Consider the following 22578-nt stretch of genomic DNA (forward strand, 5'->3'; position numbering starts at 1 on the left):
GACGAAATATTCCTTATTTGGGCAGCTTGAACACCCAGAGGGCGCCACCCTGGTTGATGTCCTTGAACGATTTGGCGACTTCGCCGCCCCATAGCGGCACCGCGCCGCCCCAGCCCGACATCACCGCCACATATTGTTCGCCATCCTGTTCCCAGGTGACGGGCGATCCGACCACGCCGGAGCCGGTCTGGAATTTCCACAATTCCTGTCCGGTCTTGGCGTCGAAGGCCTTGAGATAGCCTTCAGGCGTGCCGGTGAAGACGAGGTTGCCGCCGGTGGTCAGAACGCCGCCCCACAAAGGCGCCTTGTTCTTATATTCCCACACGATCTTGCCGGTCTTGGGGTCCATGGCGCGCAGCGCGCCGATATGATCCTCGGCGATCGGCTTGATGGTGAAGCCCGCGCCCAGATAGGCCGCGCCCTTTTTGTAGGCGATCGGTTCGTTCCAGATGTCCATGCCCCAGTCGTTGGACGGGATGTAGAACAGGCCTGTGTCCTGGCTATAGGCCATCGGCATCCAGTTCTTGCCACCCAGGAAGGATGGCGAGGCGAAGACCGGTTTGCCCTTGCCCTCACCCGGTGCCGGCGGACGGCCTTCGGGAATGACGTTGGGTTTGCCATTCTTGTTGAAGCCGTTCGCCCAGGTCGTCTGCATGACGAATTTGTTGGCGCTGATGAACTTGCCGTTGGTGCGGTCGAGGACGAAGAAATAGCCGTTGCGGTCGGCCTTCGCGCCCAGTTTCATCGGCTTGCCGTTGATCGTGGCGTCGAAGGGGATGAATTCATTCACCCCGTCGAAATCCCAGCCGTCATGGGGCGTCGTCTGGAAATGCCATTTGATGACGCCAGTTTCCGGGTCGATCGCCAATGTGGAGGCGGTGTAGAGATTGTCGCCGGGGCGCAGATGGCTGTTCCACGGCGCAGGGTTGCCGGTGCCGAAGAAGAGCAGGTTGGTTTCCGGGTCATAGGTACCGCCCAGCCATGTCGCGCCGCCGCCGCTCTTCCACAAGTCGCCCTGCCAGGTTGCGTTGAGCTTGCCGGTGATGCCGTTGTCCTTGCCCTTGAGCGTGCCCATATGGCCTTCGATCACGGGGCGGTGCCAGATCAGTTCGCCGGTATTGACGTCGCGGGCATCCACCGCGCCGACCACGCCGAACTCGCCACCCGAATTGCCGGTGATGACCATGCCCTTGACGATCAGGGGCGCTGCGGTGGCGCTATAGCCTTCCTTGTAATCGGCGATCTGCTTGTTCCAGATCACCTTGCCGGTGTTGCGGTTGAGCGCCACGAGGCGCGCGTCGAGCGTGGCGAAGATGATCTTGTCGCCATAAATGGCCGCGCCACGATTGACGACGTCGCAGCAGGGCATGATGCCATCGGGCAGGCGGGCGTCATATTGCCATTTTTCTTCACCGGTGCGGGCGTCGAAGGCGAACACGCGCGAATAGCTGCCCGTCACATAGATGGTGCCGTCATAGACGATCGGCTGCGCTTCCTGACCGCGCTGCTTTTCGCCACCGAGCGACGCGGCAAAGGCCGGCACCAGCTTCGACACATTGCTGGTGTCGATCGCCTTCAATGTGCTGAAACGATGCGCCTGCGGCCCCATGCCATAGGTCAGAACGTCGCCGGTCGATGCCGCGTCGTTCATCAGATCCGCATCCGTTGGCCCATTGGCCAGCAGCGGCGCCGCAGCGACCGCCAGCGACAGTGCGGCAACGCCCGACAGCGCCCGCATCATCGGTCCTTTCATAACCATCCTCCCTATTGAACGGGCGCTCTACGCCCGTTTACGTGCAAACTATGCCACCCCGACAAAGCGGCAATTGGACCTTGGGTCGCCGTTCAGCCGGCCGCGTTAGCGGGCGTCCAGGTGACGCCATAGCGTTCGAACAGCGCCTTCATCTCGCCGCTGGCCGCCATCGCGGTCGTGATTTCCTCCACGGCGTCGCCCAGCGTGCGGCTATTTTCCTTGACCGCCATGCCGATATCCCAGCCGGGCGAGACAAAGGCGGGCAGCGGCCCCTTGCGCAGGGCCAAAGCCTTGCCGTCGGACCGATGGGCGCCTTCTTCGATCTGGGCACGACTGGCGAGAACCGCATCGGCCTGCCCGGCCATGGCCGCGGCGACAGCCTCCGATCCGGTGGGATAATGGGTCACATCCTTCGCCAACACACCGCCGAAGCTGCCGATCAGATAGAAATCGGGAATGGAGTCCAGCTCGACCGCCAGCTTGCGCCCCTTCCATTCGGTCGGCAGCGCTTCCACCGCCAGTCCGTTGCCACCGGCCAGTCCGAAGCTTTCGCGATAATAAGGCGCAATGATCGCGACCTGATCGTTCCGCGCCGCAAAGGTCCGGTCGAACGGCACATGCAGCATCAGGTCGCCGGGCGTGAAGCCGAGCAGGCCGCCCTTCCACACGCCGTTGCGCAGATCGTCGTCCGCGCTTTCATCCGCCACCAGTTGGGCGACGTCGGCTCGCACGCCCAGCTTGGTCGCGATCGCCTGCGCCAGATCGACGTCCAGCCCGACCAGCTTGCCGCCCTCTTCCCAGGACCATGGCCGGTTATTCTGATAGACGACCACCCGGATGGTGCCGAGTGCCTTGACCTTGGCAAGGGGGGCAGCCGCCAGCCCGTCGGGCATCAGCCCAAGCGCCAGCGCCGCCCCCACTCCGCCGATCAGCCCCCGCCGCGAGAGCATGGCGATCAGCCTTCGTGCTTGGTTTCGAGCCAGGCGCGGATCGCCCAGCCGGCCTTCTGGCCCAATACGTCGCCGAAGGGCGGCATATAGACTTTGCCGTCATGGCTGGAGCCGTGACGGAAGCGTTCGGCGAACCACTGGTCGCCCGACTCGCCGGCCTCCAGATAGCGCAGGTCCGGCGCGATGCCGCCGCTTTCCGCATCCAGCCCATGGCAGCGCGCGCAATTCTGGCCATAGGCGGACTGACCGATCTCGATCGCCTTGGCATTGCCGCTATAGGGGTTTTTCTCCAGCCAGGCTTCGCCGATGTCCGGCAGCGCCGAGGTATCCACCGCCTGCGGCGTCACGTCGCCATGCGCCATCAAAGCTGTGGTTGCGGTCATGCCCAGCATCGCCATGGCACCCAGCAACGCGACCCTACCCAAATTCATCATTATATCCTCACCCGGTCGGTTTTCCCCTGATGGGTCAGAGTGTAGGCCGGGGCGGGCCGCGCCCCCATTGGCCATTGGTACAATCCCGTAGTCGACGCCCTCTGGATAGATCATTGGAACGAGATAAGGGACGGAGAGGACAGGACGATATGAAGCGCATCTTGATGGCCGGGCTGATGCTGCTGCCTGCCGCCGCCCATGCCGAAACCCTCTATGTCTCCAACGAACGGGGCAACAGCGTCAGCGTGATCGATGCTGCATCCGGCACCGTCACCGCGACATGGCCGGTGGGCGGCCGGCCGCGCGGCATTACCCTGTCGAAGGACGGCCAATATCTCTATCTGTGCGCCAGCCTGGACCATGCGGTGCAGGTGATCGAGCGGGCAACCGGCAAGGTCGTCGCCGAACTGCCGTCCGGGCAAGACCCGGAGCAATTTTTCCTGTCGCGCGACGGCAAGACCTTGTTCGTCGCCAATGAGGATGACGCTGCACTGACTGCGATCGACCTCGCCACCCGCACCGTCGCCTTCCAGGTCGATGTCGGCGGCGAACCGGAAGGCGTGGCGCAAAGCCTGGATAGCCAGTGGGTCGTGGTCACGTCCGAAGAGGATAATGTCGTCAACTGGATCGATCTGAAAACGAAGACGATGGTGGCCGAAACGCCGGTCGACCTGCGGCCACGCCATGTCGAATTTACCGGCGACGGCAAGCAGCTGTGGGTCGCGGCGGAGGTGGGCGGTACCGTACAGATCATCGACACAGCCACCCGGCAGGTGAGCGAGACGCTGCACTTCGCCATTCCCGGCATCCCCGAGCATCGCATCCTGCCCTGTGGCATCCGCTTCACGCCCGATGGCAAGACCGCCGTGATCGCTCTGGGCCGCGCCGATCATGTCGCGCTGGTCGATGTCGCGACCCGCAAGGTGCGCAGCTATGTGCCGGTCGGCAAGCGCGTCTGGCATATCGCTATCGGCGCCGACGGCGCCCATGCCTATGCCGCCAATGGCCTTTCGGACAATGTCTCCGTGATCGATCTGGCCAAGGCGGCCGTGACCGGCACGATCGCGGTCGGCGCCGCGCCGTGGGGCATCGTCGCCGCGCCCTGATTCGCGCCGCGCCCGGCCTGCTGTCCGAAGGGACGAGAACCTAAGTCCAATTTCTCCCCTCCCCCTTCCGCCGCACTCTCCGCCCCAGCCGGAGACAAGCTGGCGATATACAGGGAGGATGATATGAAAGGGACGTTGCGCCTGATGGGCGCGGCTGGAGCATTGATGCTCGCCGCCACCGCAGCACCGGCCATGGCCGGCACCACCGCAGACCTGCTGAAGCGGCTGCATGAAAAGGGCATCCTGACCGACGACGAATATCAGGAACTGGCGAAGGGGCAGAGCGCCGAGGCCACGCAGACGGCCGCTGCGCCTGCCCCGGCGGTGACACCCGATGCATCGGGCGGTGCGGGCTATGTGCGCATGACCGATAGCGGCGTCGGCCTCCAGATCGGTGACGTGACGTTGAAATTCTCCGGCTCCGTCAACGGCTTCTATGTGCATGACAATGGCGATACGCCCAGCGCCACGACGACGGTGACGGGCGGAGTCGCCACGGTGGGCGGCAACAGCTCGGCCATTCGCAACGGCCTGCTGCCCGGCTTCCTGAAGGTGGAAGCCTCCACCAGCCTGGATGGCTGGGACGTGGGCGCGCATTTCGGCATGTATCCGGGTATCAACTCGGTCAGCTATGTCGGCGGTGGTGCCAATAGCGGCGGCAATCCCCGTGCGCTTCAGACCGCCGGGATCGACTTTCGCCAGACCTACCTGACCTTTGGTCGCGCCAGCTTCGGCGAAGTGAAAATCGGCCGCGACATCGGGCTGTTCCAGTCCGAATCGATCCTGAACGACATCACCTTGCTGTCGTCGGGTACGCCAGCGGGCAATGTCGCCCCGTCCAACACGACGCTGGGCCGCATCGGCACCGGTTACATCTACACCGATTTCCAGCCGCAAATCACCTATACCACGCCCAATTTCAGCGGCTTTACCGCCAGTGTCGGGATTTTCGAGCCGCTGTCGTCGCTGACCGGTCCCGAAGAATCGAACAAGCAGCCGGGTTTCCAGGCCAAGTTCGTTTATGACGGCAAATTTGGCGACGTCGGCACGCGCCTTTGGGTTTCGGGTCTATCGCAAAAGCATAATGTGATCGCAGGTCCGGACTATACCGGCTGGGGCTGGGATGCGGGCGCCAAGGTCACATTCGGTCCGGTCACTATGGTCGGCACCTATTATGACGCATCGGGCCTTGGCACCACGGCGCTCAACCTGTTCGACACCGACGGGATCGGCAACAAGCGCGACAGCCATGGCTTCTACCTGCAAGGCCTGACGACCTTTGGCAAATTTTCGGTCGGCGGCAGCTATGGCGAAAGCAATCTCGATTATGCCAACACGGCCGATGCGCTGGCCAATCCCACGCTGGTCGACAAGAATAGCAGCTGGGTCGGGCAGGTCCGCTATGGCCTGAACAGCTGGGTGACGTTGCTGGGCGAATATATCAACACCCGGTCGAAAGCCCATAACGGCAACAAGGCGACGTCGGACGCCATTGCGGCGGGCGCGATTCTGTTCTTCTGACCCGCTGTTCGACCCAAGGAACAATGTCGCGGGGCGAGGGCCGCATCCTACAAAGGATGCGGCCCTTTCCATTACAAGGCTTGAAAAACAAGCCGAGGGGCGCGAGGGGATCGTCATGAAACATATCATTCTGCCCGCCGTCCTGCTGGCCATTCCGACCGTCGCATTCGCCCAGGCGCCAGACGACGCTGCAGCGGATTCATCCACCATCATCGTCACCGGCGAAGGGCTGGAACTGCCGCCGGGTACGCCGGCCTATGGATCGGTCGTGATCGACCGACAACGGCTGCTGGACAGCGCATCGGGCCGGATCGAAAGCGTGCTGGGCGACGTGGCCGGCTTCCAGCAATTCCGCCGGTCGGACAGCCGATCGTCCAACCCATCGAATCAGGGCGCGACGCTGCGCGCGCTGGGTGGCAATGCGTCGAGCCGCACGCTGATGCTGCTGGACGGCGTGCCGATCGCCGATCCCTTTTTCGGCTATATCCCCTTCAGTGCGCTGGCGCCCGAACGATTGTCGGTGGTGCGGGTGACGCGCGGTGGCGGCATTGGCGCCTTTGGCGCGGGCGCAGTCGCCGGCACGATCGAAATGGCCAGCGCCACGCGCGATCAGCTGCCCGACTTTTCAGCCAGCGCCTTCTACGGCAGTCGTGATTCGACCGAGCTGTCGGCCGGACTGACGCAGGATCTGGGTGGCGGCTATGTTTCGCTCTCAGGCCGCTGGGATCGTGGCGACGGTTTCCAGACCACGCCAAAGGATCAGCGCGTCGCTGCCACCGTGCCGGCCGCCTATGATGGCTGGTCTACCAATTTGCGGGCGGTCGCGCCCCTTTCCGCCACGTCGGAACTGCAATTCCGCGCGACCCTGTTCGAGGACAACCGCATATTGCGCTTCAAGGGCGCGGACAGCATGAGCCAGGGGCAGGACGCCAGCATCCGCTATATCAACCGTGGTGCGTGGCAGGTCGATGCGCTGGCCTATATCCAGGCGCGTAACTTCGCCAACATCGTCATGTCCTCCTCGACCTTCCGCAAGTCGCTGGATCAGCGCAACACGCCGTCCACCGGCATCGGCGGCAAGATCGAGATCCGGCCGCCGGTGGGCGATGCGCATATGCTGCGGCTGGGCGTCGATACGCGTTTTGCGACGGGCGATATGTATGAGGACGCCTATAACGCCAATGTCGCGACCAATCCGCGCACCTTCCTGCGCCATGCGGGTGGCGACCAGTGGACCACGGGCTTCTTCGTCGAAGATGACTGGACGCTCGGGCGTCTGGTCCTGACGGGCGGCGGACGGGCCGATCGCTGGTCGATCAGCAATGGCTTCTATCATCAGGCGAGCGCCACGACCGGCGCGACCACGGGCAGCGACTATGCCGATCGGTCCGACTGGGAATTTTCCGGCCGGGTCGGCGCACTTTACCATGCCAGCGACGCTTTCGCCCTGCGGGCATCGGCCTATAGCGGCTTCCGCCTGCCGACGCTGAACGAATTATATCGCCCCTTCGTCGTCTTCCCCATCACGACGCAGGCCAATGCGGCGCTGACCCCCGAAAAGCTGAAGGGCGCCGAAGCCGGGGTCGATCTGACGCCGATCGAGGGGATCACCTTGTCGGCCACCGCTTTCTACAATCGGCTGGACGATGCCATCGCCAACGTCACCGTCGCCACCAACACGCGTCAGCGCCAGAATGTCGACCGGATCGTCGCCAAGGGCGTCGAACTGACGGCCGCCGCCAAGCTGGGCGACTTCAACCTGTCCGCCTCCTACGCCTATAGCCACAGTCGCGTCCGTGCGCCCGGCGCTGCGTTCGACGGGTTCACGCCTGCGCAAACGCCGCGCCATGCCGCCAGTGCCACGGTCGCCTACAGCCCGGCCCATGGTCCATCGCTGTCGACCACGCTGCGCTATGTCGCGAAACAATATGAGGACGATCTGCAAAGCGACGTGCTGCCCGATGCGCTGACGCTGGACGCTATCGCCCGCCTGCCGATCGGCCATGGCATCAGCCTGGTGGCGCGCGGCGAGAATCTGTTCGACGAAACGGTCGTGACCCGCAATGCCGGCGGATCGATGGACCTGGGCACGCCGCGCACCCTGTGGATCGGCGTCAGTTTCGGGCGCTGACGACTATTTGGACGATCTTGATTCTAGCGGCGTTGTTGCCGGTCAATCTGGTCGCCTTCACCCTGTTTGCTATGGACAAGCGGCGCGCCCGGATGGGTTTGCGCCGCTTTTCCGAACGCACGCTGCTGCTGTGGGCCTTGATCGGAGGAACGCCCGGCGCGGTCCTTGGCCGCCACGTCTTTCGCCACAAGACACGCAAACAGCCTTTTTCGACGCTGCTCTGGCTGATCGCCGCGGCACAGGCGATGACGATCGCCGCATGGGCGATGATCTGATTTCAGATTGTCGGGGGGAGAAATGGTGCTGCCGGGGAGGATTGAACTCCCGACCTCAGCCTTACCAAGGATGCGCTCTACCACTGAGCTACGGCAGCACTCTATTTCTGTTCCGATGCGCTATGTGCGCTTCGGAGGCCGGGCCTATGGCCGCCCTCGCTGCGCATGTCAAGGCGGGTTGCGGTCGATCATGCATTTTGCTTATGCGCATTGCATGGCTGAAACGCAGGACGAGAAAAAGGCACGGTTGGCGCAGGCGCTGCGCGACAATCTGCGCAGGCGCAAAGCCCAAGCGCGGGAGAGCGCCGCGCCGCCCCCTCCCGCTGACAGGCCCGACGACTAGGCTTTAGAGCGGCGCACAGGCGGTTTTGAGCCAGGCCAGGGCATCGCCCTCCAGTTGCGGGCCGACCAGGTCCAGCACGGCGGCATGATAGGCGTCGAGCCAGGCCTGTTCTTCACGGTCGAGCAGATCGGTCGCGATCAGCGTGCGGTCGATCGGTGCGAAGGTCAGCGTCTGGAAGCCCAGCATCGGCTTTTCCGCGCCGGGAACGTCGCGTTCCTCCACCAGCACCAGATTTTCGATGCGGATGCCATATTCGCCGGTCTTGTAATAACCCGGCTCGTTGGACAGGATCATGCCCGCTGCCAGCGGCTCGTCGCCACCGCCAAAGGTCGCGATCCGCTGCGGCCCTTCATGCACCGACAGGAAGCTGCCGACGCCATGGCCGGTGCCATGGGCATAATCCAACCCTTCGGCCCACAAATATTGGCGTGCCAGTGCGTCAAGTTGACCGCCGCGTGTGCCCTTGGGGAAGACCGCGCGGGCAAGCGCGATATGGCCCTTGAGCACCAGGGTGAAGCGATGGCGCATTTCGTCCGTCGGCGTGCCGATGGCCAGCGTGCGGGTCACGTCGGTGGTGCCGTCGCGATACTGGCCACCTGAATCGACGAGATAGAGGCTGTTCAGCTCGATCGGACGATTCGTCTTCTCCTCGGCGCGATAGTGAACGACCGCGCCGTTCGGGCCGGCGCCGCTGATCGTATCGAAGGACAGGTCTTCGAGCAGGCCGGTATCCTTGCGGAATGCCTCCAGCCGGTCGGAGGCGGAGAGTTCGGTGAGGCCGCCCTTGGGGGCTTCCACCGCGACCCAATGGAGAAAGCGGCTGAGCGCCGCGCCGTCGCGGGCCTGCGCGGCCTTATGCCCAGCTATTTCGGTGTCGTTCTTGATCGCCTTGGGCAGGACGGCGGGGTCGCGCAGCGACAGGATCGTCGCGCCGCCAGCGTCCAGGCCGTTGAAGATCGCGGCGACGGCCCGTTCGGGGTCTGCCACGACGGTCTTGCCCTCAAGGTCCGCCAGCGCATCGGCAAAGGCAGCGCGATCATGGATGCGCACCGCGTTGCCCAGATGCTGGGCGACGGCCTCGTCCATTTTCTCCGGCGCGACATAAAGGTCGGCGGTCGCATCGGCATGGACGATGGCATAAGCGAGCGCGACCGGGGTGCGTTCCACATCCTTGCCGCGTATGTTGAAAGTCCAGGCGATCGAATCGAGGGCCGAAAGAACGACCGCGTCCGCCTTCTTCTCCGTCAGCCAGTCGGCCATGGCGGCGCGCTTTTCGGCGGCGGACTGACCGGCGAAACGATCGCCATGCACCACCAGCTTGGCATCGCTGGGCGCCGGGCGATCGGGCCAGACGGCATCGACCGGATTGGTGTCGACGGCGACCAGTTCGGCGCCCTTCTGGCTCAGCGCTTCAGTCGCCTGAATCACCCAGGCACGGGTGTGAAGCCAGGGATCATAGCCAATGCGTGCACCCTGCCCGGCATGATCCTTCAGCCAGGCGGCAATGGACGTCTGCGGCACGCTTTCATATTGCCAGTGCGCGCCGTCCACCTGCTCGCGGACCTGAAGCGTGTAGCGGCCATCGATGAAGATCGCGGCTTCTTGCGGAAGCACCACCGCGCTACCCGCCGACCCCTGAAATCCCGTCAGCCAGGCAAGGCGCTGGGCATAGGCGCCGACATATTCGCTCATATGCTCGTCGGTCAGGGGGACCACGAAACCGTCCAGCGTCTGGCGCACCAGTTGCGCGCGCAGGGCCTTCAGGCGATCTTCATAACTGGACATTGCACTTCCCTTGGATCATTCCGGCCTCTTGCGTTGGCCATAATGGCAACAACATAGAGGGACAGGCGCGCTTATTCCAGCGCAGCCCCCGTCTGAACCATGGATAGTTAATGACCGATCACATGCAGCCTCCCGTCGCCGACCGCCGCCAGCACAGCTTCTCGCATCACGGCATCACGGTGGACGACCCTTATGCATGGCTGCGCGATCCGGGCTATCCCGATGTGAAGGACAAGGATGTCCTGGCCTATCTGGAGGCCGAAAATGGCTGGTTCGAAGGGGCGATGGCGCCGCACAAGCCTCTGCTCGACACGCTGTTCCAGGAGATGAAGGGGCGCATCAAGGAAGATGATCAGTCGGTTCCGCAAAAGGATGGCGACTATATCTATTGGCGCGCTTTCGAGACGGGGGCGCAATATCGCAAATGGTATCGCAAGCCGTCCGCCGGCGGTGACGACCAACTGATATTGGACGAACCCGCACTGGCGGCGGGGCATGACTATTTCCGGCTGGGCGCCATGTCGGTCAGCCCGGATGGCCGCTATCTGGCCTACGCGATCGATACCAATGGCTCGGAGCGGTTCGAGGCGCGTATCAAGGATCTGTTCTCCGGCGAGATACTGCCCGAAGTGATCCCGGATACGCTGTCATCGCTGGTGTGGACGGCCGACAGCAAGGGGCTGCTCTACGGCCTGGCCAACGAGAATTGGCGGACCGACAATGCGCGGCTGCACTGGCTGGGCCAGAGCATCGAGAGCGATGTCGAACTGTTCCATGAGGATGATGAAGGGTTCCGCGTCTCGATCGGCCTGACCTCTTCGGAAAAGTGGATCGTCATTGCGACCGGCGATCATGTGACCAGCGAAGCCTGGCTGATTCCGTCCGACGACCCGACCGCGACGCCACTGCTCGTGTCAGCGCGCAAGGCCGGCCGCGAATATGACGTCGATGAGCATGAGGGCACGCTCTACATCAAGACCAACGACAGCCATCCCAATTTCCGGCTGGTCAAGGCGACGCTGGAAGCGCCCGACCAGTGGACCGAAGTGATCGGCGCGGACGCGCATTTCTACCTGACCGATTTCACCCTGTTCAAGGGTTTCTACGTCACCGAAGGGCGTCAGGACGGCCTGGACCAGATCGAATTGCGCGATTATGCGACGCACACGCCCAAGCGCATCCCTTTCCCGGAAGCCAGCTATTCGGCTTCGCTGGACGACAATCCCGAATATGACGTGACCAAGCTGCGCATCGGCTATGAATCGATGGTCACGCCGGACACCATCTACGACTATCATCTGGACACGGGTGCTTTGGAGGTGCTGAAGGTCCAGGAAATCCCGTCGGGCTATGACGCCACCGGCTATGCGGCCGAGCGGCTGATGATCGCGGCGCGCGATGGCACGCAGATTCCCGTATCGATCGTTTATCCCAAGGATTTCCCACGCGACGGCAGCGCGCCGCTGCATCTTTATGGCTATGGCGCTTATGGCATGGCGATGGAGCCGGGCTTTTCGACCAGCCGCCTGTCGCTGCTGGATCGCGGTTTCGCCTTTGCCATCGCCCATATTCGCGGTGGCGACGATCTGGGCCAGCAATGGTATCTGGACGGCAAGCTGGACAAGCGGGTCAATACCTTCACTGATTTCGTCGATGTCGCGAAGGGGCTGATCGATCTCGGCTATTCGTCGAAGGGCAAGATCAGCATTTCGGGCGGATCGGCCGGCGGCGAATTGATGGGTGCCGTGATCAATTCCGATCCCGACCTGTGGGGCGCTGTGGTGGCGCATGTGCCGTTCGTCGATGTGCTCAACACCATGCTGGACGAAACGCTGCCACTGACGCCGGGCGAATGGCCCGAATGGGGCAATCCGATCGAGGATGAGGCCGCGTTCCGCACCATCCAGAGCTATGATCCCTATACCCATGTCAGCGCGCAGGCCTATCCGCCGCTGATGGTCACGGCGGGCCTCAACGACCCGCGCGTTACCTATTGGGAACCGGCGAAGTGGGTGGCGAAGCTGCGGGCGACCAAGACGGACCAGAATATCCTGCTGCTCAAGACCAATATGGGCGCGGGCCATGGCGGCAAGTCGGGGCGATTCGAAAGCCTGCATGAGACGGCGGAGGAATTCGCGTTCATCCTGTGGCAATTGGGTGTGGAGGGCTGATGGCGTCCAGTTTCACCAAGCAGATCACCGCCTGTCCCGAGCATATCGACGAACTGGGCCATGTGAACAATGCGGTCTGGGTCCAGTGGATGGAGCAGGTGTCGGTCGAGCATTGGCGGCAGGATGCCGATCCCGCCCATGTCGATGCCTATATCTGGGTCGTGACCCGGCATGAGGTCGATTATCGCGGCAATGTGACGCAGGGTGACGTGGTGACGGCGCGGACATGGATTCCCGAACCGCCACGGGGGGCGCGGTTCGACCGGCTGATCGAATTTACCGGGCCGGATGGCAAGGTGAAGGTTTCGGCCAAATCCACCTGGGCGATCATCGACAAGGCGACCGGCCGAATCCTGCGGGTTCCGGCCGAGGTGGCGGCCAACTTCATCGACTGACCCCTTTCAGAGGATCGGTCAGGGTCGGACGACCTCGAACACATCCGCTATGCCCGGTTCGGTCGGCATTTCCTCCCGCTCGGCGGCCTGTCGTGCCCACATGAGCGCGTAGAGGCCGTCGGCGCGGACGAGGTCGGCATGGCGGCCGCGCTCCACGATCACGCCCTTGTCCAGCACGATGATTTCGTCCGCATCGACCACGGTCGATAGGCGGTGGGCCACCACCAGAGTCGTGCGCTTGCGGCTGATGTCGCGCAGGACGGTCTGGATTTCCGTTTCCGTGCGGCTGTCCAAGGCGCTGGTCGCTTCATCCAACACCAGTACCGGCGGATCCTTGAGCAGCGTGCGGGCGATCGCGACGCGCTGTTTCTCGCCGCCCGACAATTTGAGGCCGCGCTCGCCGACCCGCGTGGCATAGCCCTGCGGCATATCCATGATGAAGTCGTGGATGGAAGCCGATTTCGCCGCCGCCTCTATCTGCGCCTGGCTCGCCCCTTCCCGGCCATAGCCGATATTATAGCCGACCGTGTCGTTGAACAGGACCATGTCCTGCGGCACGATGCCGATCGCGGCGCGCAGCGAGGCCTGGGTCACGCCGGCGATATCCTGCCCGTCGATCGACACTTGCCCCGACTGGATATCGTAGAAGCGGAACAGGATGCGAGCGATGGTGGATTTGCCGGCACCGGATGGGCCGACGATCGCCAACGTCTTGCCCGCCGGCACGGTGAAGCTGACATCGTGCAGGATTTCGCGTTCGGGATCATAGCCGAAGCGCACATGATCGAAGCGAACGGCGCCACCATGCGGCTGCAACGCCGGGGCGTCGGGCCGGTCGGCGATTTCCTGCTGCGTGTCGATCAGCTTGTACATCGCCTCCATGTCGATCAACCCTTGGCGGATGGTGCGATAGACCATGCCGAGCAGGTCGAGCGGCCGGAACAGCTGGCTGAGCAGCGTATTGACCAGCACGACGTCGCCGGTGGTGAATTGCCCCCGGCTCCAGCCCCACACGGTGTACGCCATCGCGCCCGCCATCATCAGGTTGGTGATGAGCGACTGACCGATATTGAGCCAGGCGAGGCTGTTCTCGCTCTTGACCGCCGCCTTGGCATAGCGGCGCATCGCCCTGCCGTAGCGGGTCGCCTCCCGCTGCTCGGCGCCGAAATATTTGACCGTTTCGAAATTGAGCAGGCTGTCGACGGCATGGGCGACGGCATTGGTGTCCATGTCGACCATGTCGCGCCGCAACTGGTTGCGCCATTCGGTGACGGTGCGTGTGAAGCCGATATAGAGCGCCACCATGACGAGCGTGGCGACGACCAGTCCGGCACCGAATTTGACGAAGAAGATGATGCAGACCGCGACCAGCTCCAGCACGGTCGGCGCGATGTTGAACAGCAGGAAATAGAGCATCGTGTCGATGCTTTTGGTGCCGCGCTCCACGATCTTCGTCACGGCGCCGGTGCGGCGGTCGAGGTGGAAGCGCAGCGACAGGCGGTGCAGATGGACGAAGACATCGTCCGCCAAGCGCCGTCCAGCCTCCTGCCCGACCTTTTCGAACACGGCATTGCGCAGATTGTCGAACAAGACGCTGGCGAAACGGGCGCCGGCATAGGTGGCGACCAGCGCCATGGCGAGGCCGACTGCCGGCTCCATGCCCGGCGCCATCCGGTCGATCGCCGCCTTGTAGGCGAAGGGCATGGCGAGGCTGACGATCTTAGCCAGCAGCACCAGCCCCATGGCGATGGCGACGCGGCGGCGCAGCGCGGCAGAATCGGCCGGCCACAGATAGGGCAGGAAGCGGCGCAGCGTCGCCCAGACGGGCGGGATCGGCGTGGAGTCGGGCGTGGAAGGTGGCATCGGCGCCTATGTAGGGGTTGCGGCGCCGCAATCCAGTGATTGTGCCACCAGGGATGCGGATCGGCCCAGCGATAAGAAAAGTCGCGCTTAACTTCGCACATTTCCCGCTGAACTCGACTGAATATTGCGCAATCATGTTCCTATCGGAAAGATGCCCTGCGTCGTGGCCGAATGGCTGCGCAATATGCGGCGGCAAGGCTCTATCATCGACGGGACTGTCGACCAGGCACCGTTCGGCCCGATGGCGGCGAAACCGGGTCCGTTGAACAAGGATCATGGGGCCATTGTGATCGAACCGCCCCCGTAACGGAACAAAGCGACGCTTTAGACTCTTTTCCTTTGCGGCATAGCGCGGCATGATGGGACCGTCGTGACGCATCGCAGGAGGCAAGACAGGCGCATGTTCGGGTCTTTGTGGAAGCGGATTTTCGGAAAACAGGCTGCCGGCAACGACCAGATATGCGAGGCGAAAGGCCCTGCCCCGACGTCTAATTCGACTGGCAACGCCGCGCCCAGTTACGATCCCGTCGCCGCTTTGCGCGATCTGGTGCGGCGGGATGTCGCGGGCGGCTTTTTCGACGATGACGCGATCCTGACCAACGCCAACGATGTGTTCGAGGAGGAATTGCCCCGGCCGCTGTTGCGGGTCGAGGCGTCGGCGGCGCTGCGCGCGGCGCTGGCCGATCATCGCGCGGCCGAGCGGGACTGGTCGGAAATGACCGATTGCGACCGGCTGGATGCCGCCTTCGACGCATTGGAAGAGGAAGGCATCGTCGCGCGGCAGAATTTCACCTGCTGCGGCACATGCGGCGCGTCCGAAATCTGGGACGAGATCGAAGCGGCGCAGGATGAAGGCTTGGGCGTGGAGGGATACGCCTTTTTCCACATGCAGGACACCGAATCCGCGGTCGAGGGCCATGGCCTTTATTTGAACTATGGCGCCTGCGACCAGGGCGAGGACAAGGCGGTCGCGATCGGCCATCGCATCGTCGAGCAGTTGGAGGCGCATGGGCTGACGACCCGCTGGGACGGGCGGCTGGAGCAGCGCATCGGCGTGTCGCTGGAATGGAAGAAGCGGCGTAGCGCGGTGCTGATCCAGGACTAGAATATCGGTTCTACGCGATGTCCCGGTTATCGGATGGCTGCACCCGATCGGCAATCGTGCCTGAGCGCCGAAGTTCACACCGTGGCACGGCTTTTGCGCCCGAAGCGCTCGCGAAGCTTTCGCGAGGCGTTCGGATGGCGCTCGCCAGGCTTCACACACGCTCTCGCGACGCCCCCCTTCCTATTATGGACGCAGCGCCACCACTGCCCATATATACGGCCAGCGGGTGATGCATCGTGCGCTCATGCAACATCAGCGCTTCCGCCCAGTTGCGATCGAACTCCGTGCCGGCAAGGCGGCGACGCAGGCGATGCGCACTGGACGGCGACATGCCCACCGCGCGCGCGGCGTAGCGAACGCTGCCGGTGTGGAGCAATGTGCCAAGGAAGCTGGCCTGCAACGCGGGCGTCCAGCGGGCGCGGCGTTTTTTGGCAGGGCAAGCGGGCGGATTGGGGGGAGAAGTCTGTTCCATCCATGAGGATAGATCAGAGGATTTCCTAATAGGAAAGGGGAGACGAAGCCCGATCAATTCCTCATGCTATCCCCAGCCTCACCCGCTTCTTTCCCTCTTCCATCCGGAGTTGGAGAAATCTTAGAAAGCGCAACCCCGTTGGAAGTCCATGTAGCATGAAGAGTGTCGCCCACAGCCACACCCAGATATGCCAGCAAATCCGCCGGAAGGATGAGTGCTGCGCCGTCATCGCAATCTTCGACTTTGAGTTTTCGGTTGGCCATGCGCCGACTATGCCATGGCCGGCGAAGACCAAGACATAATCATATCCCATTCGGATCAATATGATGTCCCAATCCCGCCTGCCGGAGTCGATCCGCCCAGTCGGGTCGGCAGTGACGGGCGCGAATGCAGTCGACTTCGCCGACATGCATCGCATCCATCATTCTGACAAATTCCTCATCCGTTTCGGGCTGACGCGCGACGTAGCAGTGAGAATATGACCCGTCCGGCAACCATGCCAGCAGGTCGGGCGCGACATCCTCCCAAACGCCGCAGGAGATACAGCACCCGTCCTCCACATAGAAGGTACCCGGCACATTAGCCGGATGCGGTGGCCGGGGTGTGTATAGTCGATGCGATTCCCCTTTATGGGCGAACCGTCGCGACAACTCTGCCAGCCAAGCCCGGATCATCGGCCACCTTCCTCAATCATGCTCCCTACCGCCAGCGCCCATATAGAGTTCGCTGCCGGTGGCCTTGAAGAGCCTGCTCATCTCTTCCATGCCCTTGAGCGCGGCGGCCTTGCTGGCTTGCGCCACTTCCGCGCCGGTCAGGCCCGCTTCCAGGAAGCCGTCGGCGGGCTGGTTCTTTTTGGCCGCGAAATCCCGGACTTCCTGCGTGATCTTCATCGAGCAGAATTTGGGGCCGCACATGGAGCAGAAATGCGCGCTCTTGGCGCCTTCGGCCGGGAGCGTCTGGTCGTGATAATGTTCGGCGGTTTCGGGATCCAGGCTCAGGTTGAACTGGTCGCGCCAGCGGAATTCGAAGCGCGCGCGGCTGAGTGCGTCGTCGCGGACCTGCGCTGCGGGATGGCCCTTGGCTAGGTCGGCGGCGTGGGCGGCCAGCTTGTACGTCACCACGCCGACCTTCACGTCGTCGCGGTCGGGCAGGCCCAGATGCTCCTTGGGCGTGACATAGCAAAGCATTGCCGTGCCATACCAACCGATCTGCGCCGCGCCGATGCCGCTGGTGATATGGTCGTAGCCCGGCGCGATGTCGGTGGTGAGCGGCCCGAGCGTATAGAAGGGCGCTTCGCCGCAGACTTGCAGCTGCTTTTCCATATTCTGCTTGATCTTGTGCATGGGCACATGGCCCGGCCCTTCGATCATCACCTGCACATCCTGTTTCCAGGCGCGGTGGGTCAGTTCGCCCAGCGTGTAGAGTTCGGAAAATTGCGCTTCGTCGTTGGCGTCGGCGATGGAGCCGGGGCGCAGGCCGTCGCCCAAGCTGTAGGCGATGTCATAAGCCTTCATGATCTCGGTGATTTCGTCGAAATGCTCGTAGAGGAAGCTTTCGCGATGATGGGCGAGGCACCATTTCGCCATGATGGAACCACCGCGCGAGACGATGCCGGTGACGCGCTTGGCCGCCATCGGGATATAGGCCAGGCGCACGCCGGCATGGATGGTGAAATAATCGACGCCCTGTTCCGCCTGCTCGATCAGCGTGTCGCGGAAAACGTCCCATGTCAGATCCTCGGCGATGCCGCCGACCTTTTCGAGCGCCTGATAGATGGGGACGGTGCCGATCGGGACCGGCGAGTTGCGCAAGATCCATTCGCGCGTGTCGTGGATGTTGCGGCCGGTGGACAGGTCCATCACCGTGTCCGCGCCCCAGCGGATCGACCAGACCAGCTTGTCGACTTCGGCCGCGACGTCGGAGGCGACCGCGCTGTTGCCGATATTGGCGTTGATCTTCACCAGGAAATTGCGGCCGATCGCCATCGGTTCGGATTCCGGGTGGTTGATGTTCGACGGGATGATGGCGCGGCCGCGGGCGACTTCGTCCCGAACGAATTCGGGGGTGACATAGTCGGGGATGGACGCGCCCCAGCTTTCGCCGTCGCGGACATATTCGGCGAGGCGCGCGCGGCCCAGATTCTCGCGCTCCGCGACATATTCCATTTCCGGCGTGATGATACCGCGCCGGGCATAGTGCATCTGGGAGACATTGGCGCCGGGCTTGGCACGTAGGGGCCGCTTTACGAGATTCGGGAATGGCTGGACGCCGCCTGAGCGGTCCGGCCCCTTGAGCCCATTATCCTCCGGCTTGATCGCGCGGGCGTCATAGTCTTCCACATCGCCGCGCTCGATTATCCAGTCGCGGCGCAATTGCTGAAGGCCCGCCATGATGTCGATCCGCGCATCGGGATCGGTATAGGGTCCAGACGTGTCATAGACGCGCACCGGCGGCTCGCCGCTGCCCGGCTCCAGATGAATCTCGCGCATTGCGACCTTGCGCGGGCCGACATGGATCTTCTTCGACCCGCGAATGGGACCAGTGGTGACGGTCATTGCGGCCTGCCGGCCGATGAAGCCTTCGGCTTCGGGCATTGCGGCCTGCCGGCCGATGAAGCCTTCGGCTTCGGGCATTTCTGTGCGGGCGGGGACATCTGCCATGGATTAGCCTTTCAGACGGAAATGGTGGCGCGGCCGGTGAGGCCGGCGAGGAAGAGGAGGATGCCGAGGATGAGCGCGATGCCGGCCCAGACGCGGATGAAGCCGGTCGACCAGTGGCCGATGCGGATGAGCGGGCCGGGCACGGCAAGCAACATCGCGCCCTCGATCAGCGCGACATAGCCGATCAGGCTGACAACGACGGCGAGCGGGTCGGTCCATATGCTGTGGATCAGGACCAGCGTGCCGCCGACCGCGAAGACGGCGAACCCCAGCGCCACGACCAGGCCCGGCGATCGGTTGAGATCGTCCATCACCGCCCGCCAGCGCGGCGGGCTGGCCAGACCACCAATGCCGATGACGATCATGTAGAGGCCGAAAATTTCGGCCAGGCGCAGCGTCAGAACGGAAATCGTATCCATGGGCCGCCTCTCTTTCGTCTCTTCTCAAAGACGCAGGGCGGACGCGGTTTGCGGATTACACAAGCCGTTCCCTCCCTACGCCGGTGTCAGCCGGATCAGGTTCGACGGGTCGCAGCCACTTCAGCTGCCTCTCAACCGCTTGTGCGCGGTCCCCCGGGGATGCTGGACAGGATAGGGGCGAAACGGCACAAGGTCCAGCAGCTTATGTTCGATACCCCGCCCCCCGATCTGTCGACCAAGGCTGGCCGCAAGGCCTGGCGCCATGAAATGCGCATGGTGGCGGTGCGGCCGCGCCGATGGGGATTGTGGCTGCTGACGCTGGGCTTCCTGCTGGTCATGGCGCCCGCCGCCTTTGGCCTGCACAGCCTGTGGGGCTGGTCGCCCAGCCTGATCGGGAGCCTGCTGATGCTGGGCGCGTTACCCCTGCTGATAGCGAGCGCCGTGTTGCGCGCCCGCTATATGAAGGGGCGATTCACCTTGCCGGGGGATAAGTGCTGATGAACAAGAGGATGATGCTGTTGGTGACTGCCGCGATGCTGACCGGGGCCGGCGCGCCCCCTTCCCCCTCCGCTGCGCCGGCGGATGACCCCTTCATCTGGCTGGAGGATTGGACCGGGCCGCGGGCGATGCAGTGGGTCGAGGCGGAGAACAAGGCGACAGAGGCCGCGCTACAGGGCGATCCGCGCTATGCCGGTTACTATCGGGACGCGCTCGCCATCGCATCGGCCAAGGACCGGATCGCCATGCCGATGCTGGTTCATGGCCGCGTCTATAATTTCTGGCGCGACGCCGATCATCCGCAGGGTATCTGGCGTTACACTTCTGAAGCCGATTATGCGACCGAGGCGCCGCACTGGACGACGGTGCTGGACCTGGACGCCCTGTCGAAGGCGGACGGCAAGAAATGGGTGTGGAAGGGTGCGACCATCCTCGATCCCGAGGAACGGCTGGCGCTGATCAACCTGTCGGACGGTGGCGAGGATGCGGTGACGCTGCGCGAGTTCGACCTGGTGTCGGGCGCGTTCGTGCAGGGCGGTTTCGATATTCCCACCTCCAAGCAGAATGAAGCGTGGCTGGACAAGGACTCCCTGCTGCTGGCCCGCGACTGGGGCGAAGGCAGCATGACCAAGTCGGGCTATCCCTTCGTGGTGAAGCTGGTGCAACGCGGGCAGCCCTTGTCGGCGGCGCGGGAAATCTATCGGGGCGCGGCCAGCGATCAGGTCGGCACCTTCCCGATGCTGTTGTCGGACGGATCGGGCAACCGCGCGGCCTTTCTCTATCGCGGCGTGACCTTTTTCGGCAACGAAACCTATCTCGTCACGGGTGAAGGGGTGAAGAGGCTCCCCCTCCCCGCCAAGAGCCAGTTGCAGGGCATGGTGCAGGGACAGGTGCTGATCCAGACCAGCGAGCTTTGGGAAAGCGGCGGCGTGACCGTGCCGGCGGGATCGCTGGCGGCCGTCCCATTGCAGGCGCTGGAAGCGGGCGAGACGCTCAAGCCGCAGATATTGTTCGCGCCCAATGCCCGCCAGTCGATCGACGGCGTGGCGGCGACGAAGAACCGGGTGATCCTGGTCCTCAACGATAATGTGCGTGGGCGGGTGCTGGTGCTGACGCCGGGAAGCGGCAAATGGACGAGCAGGCCGCTGGCCTTGCCCGACAATGCGACCATCGCGATCGCCAGCGCGACCGACAAGAATGATAACGCCTATCTGTCGGTGGCCGGCTTCCTGTCGCCCACGACGCTCTGGGCGCTGGATGCCAACCACCCTGCTCCGACTCAAGTGAAGGCCATGCCGGCCCGGTTCGATGCGCAGGGCCTGACCGTCGATCAATTTGAGGCGACGTCGAGCGATGGGACGAAAATCCCCTATTTCATCGTCCATCGCAAGGACATGAAGCCCGACGGGTCCACCCCGACGATCATGACCGCCTATGGCGGGTTCGAGATTGCCATGACGCCCAGCTATGCCGCGAGCACGGGCAAGCTGTGGCTGGAGCGGGGCAACAGCTTCGTGTTGGCGAATATTCGCGGCGGCGGCGAATTCGGCCCGGCCTGGCATGAGGCGGGGCTGAAGACGAAGCGGCAGATCATCTATGATGATTTCGCGGCGGTGGCGCAGGACATCTTCGCGCGCAAATTATCCTCGCCCCGGCGGCTCGGTATCTATGGCGGATCGAACGGCGGGCTGTTGATGGGGGTGGAATTCACCCAGCATCCCGAACTGTGGAACGCCGTGACGATCCAGGTGCCGTTGCTGGACATGGTCCGGTACGAGCAGATCGCAGCCGGCGCGTCCTGGGTGGACGAATATGGCAGCGTGTCGGTGCCGGCGGAGAAGGCATTTCTGGAAAAGATTTCGCCCTATGCGAACATCCGCAAGGGCGTGAAATATCCCACGCCCTATATCTGGACCACGACGAAGGACGACCGCGTGGGTCCGCAGCATGCGCGTAAATTCGCGGCGCGGCTGAAGGATTATGGGTTGCCCTATTATTTTTACGAGGATACCGCCGGCGGCCATTCTGGCGACTCCGACATTGCGCAGGGTGCGCGATTGCAGGCGATGCAGATGGTGTATTTCAGCCGGTTTCTGGAGGGGAAGTAGATAAGCAAAAAGCCCGCCGGATTGGCGGGCTTTTTCATTTGGTTGCGGGAGTAGGATTTGAACCTACGACCTTCAGGTTATGAGCCTGACGAGCTACCGGGCTGCTCCATCCCGCGCCACCAATGATAAAAGGGCGGGTCTTTCGACGCCGCCCTTTTACAAGACTTATGAATGGGTTTTGTGTCCGATATATGCGCGAGCTTCAATGCCTGGCGACGCCCTACTCTTCCAGTGCTTGAGCAATAGTACCATCGGCGCAGACTGGTTTCACGGCCGAGTTCGGGATGGGATCGGGTGGGTCACAGACGCTATGGTCACCAAGCAATGAAGCTGGCGCATATATTGGTTTTTTGATCGATGCCGTGCACAAAAGTGTTTGCTTGCCAAACACGGCAACAGCCGCGTTTGGTATGTGTAATTTATATATCTGGGCTGGCTTAACAACCGCCATCGTTACATTCTTCACTGTTGCCAGTGCTGATGTTGATGGTGGGACTCTTAAGCGCGATAAGAGCAATTAGGACTGGTTAGCTCCATGCGTTACCGCACTTCCACATCCAGCCTATCAACGTCGTGGTCTACGACGGCT

General features: G+C 63.1%; 18 protein-coding genes, 2 tRNA genes, 2 rRNA genes and 1 riboswitch. Of the genes, 10 read left to right on the plus strand and 12 right to left on the minus strand.

Features of this window, described 5'->3' with window-relative positions:
- Positions 1-13: 13 nt before the first annotated feature.
- From F4U94_RS12390 to pedF, 3 genes are all read right to left on the minus strand, one after another.
- Positions 14-1753: a methanol/ethanol family PQQ-dependent dehydrogenase gene (locus tag F4U94_RS12390; RefSeq protein ID WP_120251414.1), complete on the minus strand. Its 1740-nt coding sequence runs from the start codon at positions 1751-1753 to the stop codon at positions 14-16.
- 92 nt (positions 1754-1845) lie between these two features.
- Positions 1846-2703 carry a substrate-binding periplasmic protein gene (locus F4U94_RS12395; RefSeq protein ID WP_120251413.1) on the minus strand — a complete coding sequence of 286 codons (858 nt, stop codon included), beginning with the start codon at positions 2701-2703 and terminating at the stop codon, positions 1846-1848.
- A 5-nt stretch (positions 2704-2708) separates the two neighbouring features.
- On the minus strand, positions 2709-3134 hold the full coding sequence (gene pedF / locus F4U94_RS12400) for a cytochrome c-550 PedF (protein WP_172598838.1): 426 nt from the start codon (positions 3132-3134) through the stop codon (positions 2709-2711).
- A gap of 152 nt (positions 3135-3286) precedes the next feature.
- Here pedF and F4U94_RS12405 point away from each other — a divergent pair, with 152 nt between their 5' ends.
- From F4U94_RS12405 to F4U94_RS12420, 4 genes are all read left to right on the plus strand, one after another.
- The gene (locus F4U94_RS12405) at positions 3287-4243 is read left to right on the plus strand and encodes a PQQ-dependent catabolism-associated beta-propeller protein (protein WP_120251411.1); all 957 of its coding nucleotides are present in this window, start codon (positions 3287-3289) and stop codon (positions 4241-4243) included.
- 123 nt (positions 4244-4366) lie between these two features.
- Complete coding sequence (locus F4U94_RS12410; protein WP_120251410.1) at positions 4367-5764, plus strand: porin family protein; 1398 nt, start codon at positions 4367-4369, stop codon at positions 5762-5764.
- Between the two features lie 115 nt (positions 5765-5879).
- The gene (locus tag F4U94_RS12415; RefSeq protein ID WP_120251409.1) at positions 5880-7895 is read left to right on the plus strand and encodes a TonB-dependent receptor; all 2016 of its coding nucleotides are present in this window, start codon (positions 5880-5882) and stop codon (positions 7893-7895) included.
- Entirely contained in the window at positions 7868-8170 is a 303-nt protein-coding gene (locus F4U94_RS12420) for a DUF1294 domain-containing protein (RefSeq protein WP_346266169.1), read from the plus strand. Before F4U94_RS12415 ends, F4U94_RS12420 begins: the two co-directional genes overlap by 28 nt.
- A 23-nt stretch (positions 8171-8193) precedes the next feature.
- On the opposite strand, the gene F4U94_RS12425 is transcribed toward F4U94_RS12420, so the two are convergent.
- A tRNA-Thr gene (locus tag F4U94_RS12425) sits at positions 8194-8268 on the minus strand.
- Positions 8269-8384: 116 nt separating this feature from the next.
- On the opposite strand from F4U94_RS12425, the gene F4U94_RS25360 reads away from it, so the two are divergent.
- The gene (locus F4U94_RS25360) at positions 8385-8513 is read left to right on the plus strand and encodes a hypothetical protein (RefSeq protein WP_269462513.1); all 129 of its coding nucleotides are present in this window, start codon (positions 8385-8387) and stop codon (positions 8511-8513) included.
- 3 nt (positions 8514-8516) lie between these two features.
- Here F4U94_RS25360 and F4U94_RS12430 read toward each other — a convergent pair whose 3' ends face one another.
- Positions 8517-10298, minus strand: a complete 1782-nt coding sequence (locus tag F4U94_RS12430) for an aminopeptidase P family protein (protein ID WP_120251407.1) — start codon at positions 10296-10298, stop codon at positions 8517-8519.
- Positions 10299-10408: 110 nt separating this feature from the next.
- On the opposite strand from F4U94_RS12430, the gene F4U94_RS12435 reads away from it, so the two are divergent.
- Entirely contained in the window at positions 10409-12469 is a 2061-nt protein-coding gene (locus F4U94_RS12435; protein WP_120251406.1) for a S9 family peptidase, read from the plus strand.
- On the plus strand, positions 12469-12864 hold the full coding sequence (locus tag F4U94_RS12440) for an acyl-CoA thioesterase (RefSeq protein ID WP_120251405.1): 396 nt from the start codon (positions 12469-12471) through the stop codon (positions 12862-12864). The genes F4U94_RS12435 and F4U94_RS12440 overlap by 1 nt, the downstream gene beginning before the upstream one ends.
- 18 nt (positions 12865-12882) lie before the next feature.
- Here the strand turns inward: F4U94_RS12440 and F4U94_RS12445 are convergent, their stop codons facing one another.
- Positions 12883-14727, minus strand: a complete 1845-nt coding sequence (locus F4U94_RS12445; protein ID WP_120251404.1) for an ABCB family ABC transporter ATP-binding protein/permease — start codon at positions 14725-14727, stop codon at positions 12883-12885.
- A gap of 400 nt (positions 14728-15127) precedes the next feature.
- Here F4U94_RS12445 and F4U94_RS12450 point away from each other — a divergent pair, with 400 nt between their 5' ends.
- A complete protein-coding gene (locus F4U94_RS12450; RefSeq protein WP_120251403.1) occupies positions 15128-15832 on the plus strand; it encodes a DUF6891 domain-containing protein in 705 nt (234 codons plus the stop codon).
- A 151-nt stretch (positions 15833-15983) separates the two neighbouring features.
- Here F4U94_RS12450 and F4U94_RS12455 read toward each other — a convergent pair whose 3' ends face one another.
- The 3 genes from F4U94_RS12455 to F4U94_RS12470 all read right to left on the minus strand — a co-directional run bounded on the left by F4U94_RS12455 (position 15984) and on the right by F4U94_RS12470 (position 19383).
- Positions 15984-16304 carry a LysR family transcriptional regulator gene (locus tag F4U94_RS12455; protein WP_232015757.1) on the minus strand — a complete coding sequence of 107 codons (321 nt, stop codon included), beginning with the start codon at positions 16302-16304 and terminating at the stop codon, positions 15984-15986.
- Between the two features lie 686 nt (positions 16305-16990).
- Positions 16991-18964: a phosphomethylpyrimidine synthase ThiC gene (gene thiC, locus F4U94_RS12465; RefSeq protein ID WP_427771765.1), complete on the minus strand. Its 1974-nt coding sequence runs from the start codon at positions 18962-18964 to the stop codon at positions 16991-16993.
- A gap of 11 nt (positions 18965-18975) precedes the next feature.
- On the minus strand, positions 18976-19383 hold the full coding sequence (locus tag F4U94_RS12470; RefSeq protein ID WP_120251402.1) for a DUF2065 domain-containing protein: 408 nt from the start codon (positions 19381-19383) through the stop codon (positions 18976-18978).
- A gap of 55 nt (positions 19384-19438) precedes the next feature.
- Positions 19439-19549: riboswitch (TPP riboswitch) on the minus strand.
- Positions 19550-19587: 38 nt separating this feature from the next.
- Between F4U94_RS12470 and F4U94_RS12475 the strand changes: the two genes are divergently transcribed.
- Complete coding sequence (locus tag F4U94_RS12475; protein ID WP_120252254.1) at positions 19588-19881, plus strand: hypothetical protein; 294 nt, start codon at positions 19588-19590, stop codon at positions 19879-19881.
- On the plus strand, positions 19881-21989 hold the full coding sequence (locus F4U94_RS12480; protein WP_150411922.1) for a prolyl oligopeptidase family serine peptidase: 2109 nt from the start codon (positions 19881-19883) through the stop codon (positions 21987-21989). Before F4U94_RS12475 ends, F4U94_RS12480 begins: the two co-directional genes overlap by 1 nt.
- Before the next feature lie 39 nt (positions 21990-22028).
- Here the strand turns inward: F4U94_RS12480 and F4U94_RS12485 are convergent.
- From F4U94_RS12485 to F4U94_RS12495, 3 genes are all read right to left on the minus strand, one after another.
- Positions 22029-22105: transfer RNA gene (locus F4U94_RS12485), tRNA-Met, on the minus strand.
- A 91-nt stretch (positions 22106-22196) separates the two neighbouring features.
- Positions 22197-22311: ribosomal RNA gene (rrf, locus tag F4U94_RS12490) — 5S ribosomal RNA — on the minus strand.
- A gap of 174 nt (positions 22312-22485) precedes the next feature.
- Positions 22486-22578, minus strand: a 23S ribosomal RNA gene (locus tag F4U94_RS12495); the annotation flags it as partial.

It is taken from the genome of Sphingobium limneticum, assembly GCF_008710155.1.
In the GTDB taxonomy this organism is placed as follows: Bacteria; Pseudomonadota; Alphaproteobacteria; order Sphingomonadales; family Sphingomonadaceae; genus Sphingobium; species Sphingobium limneticum.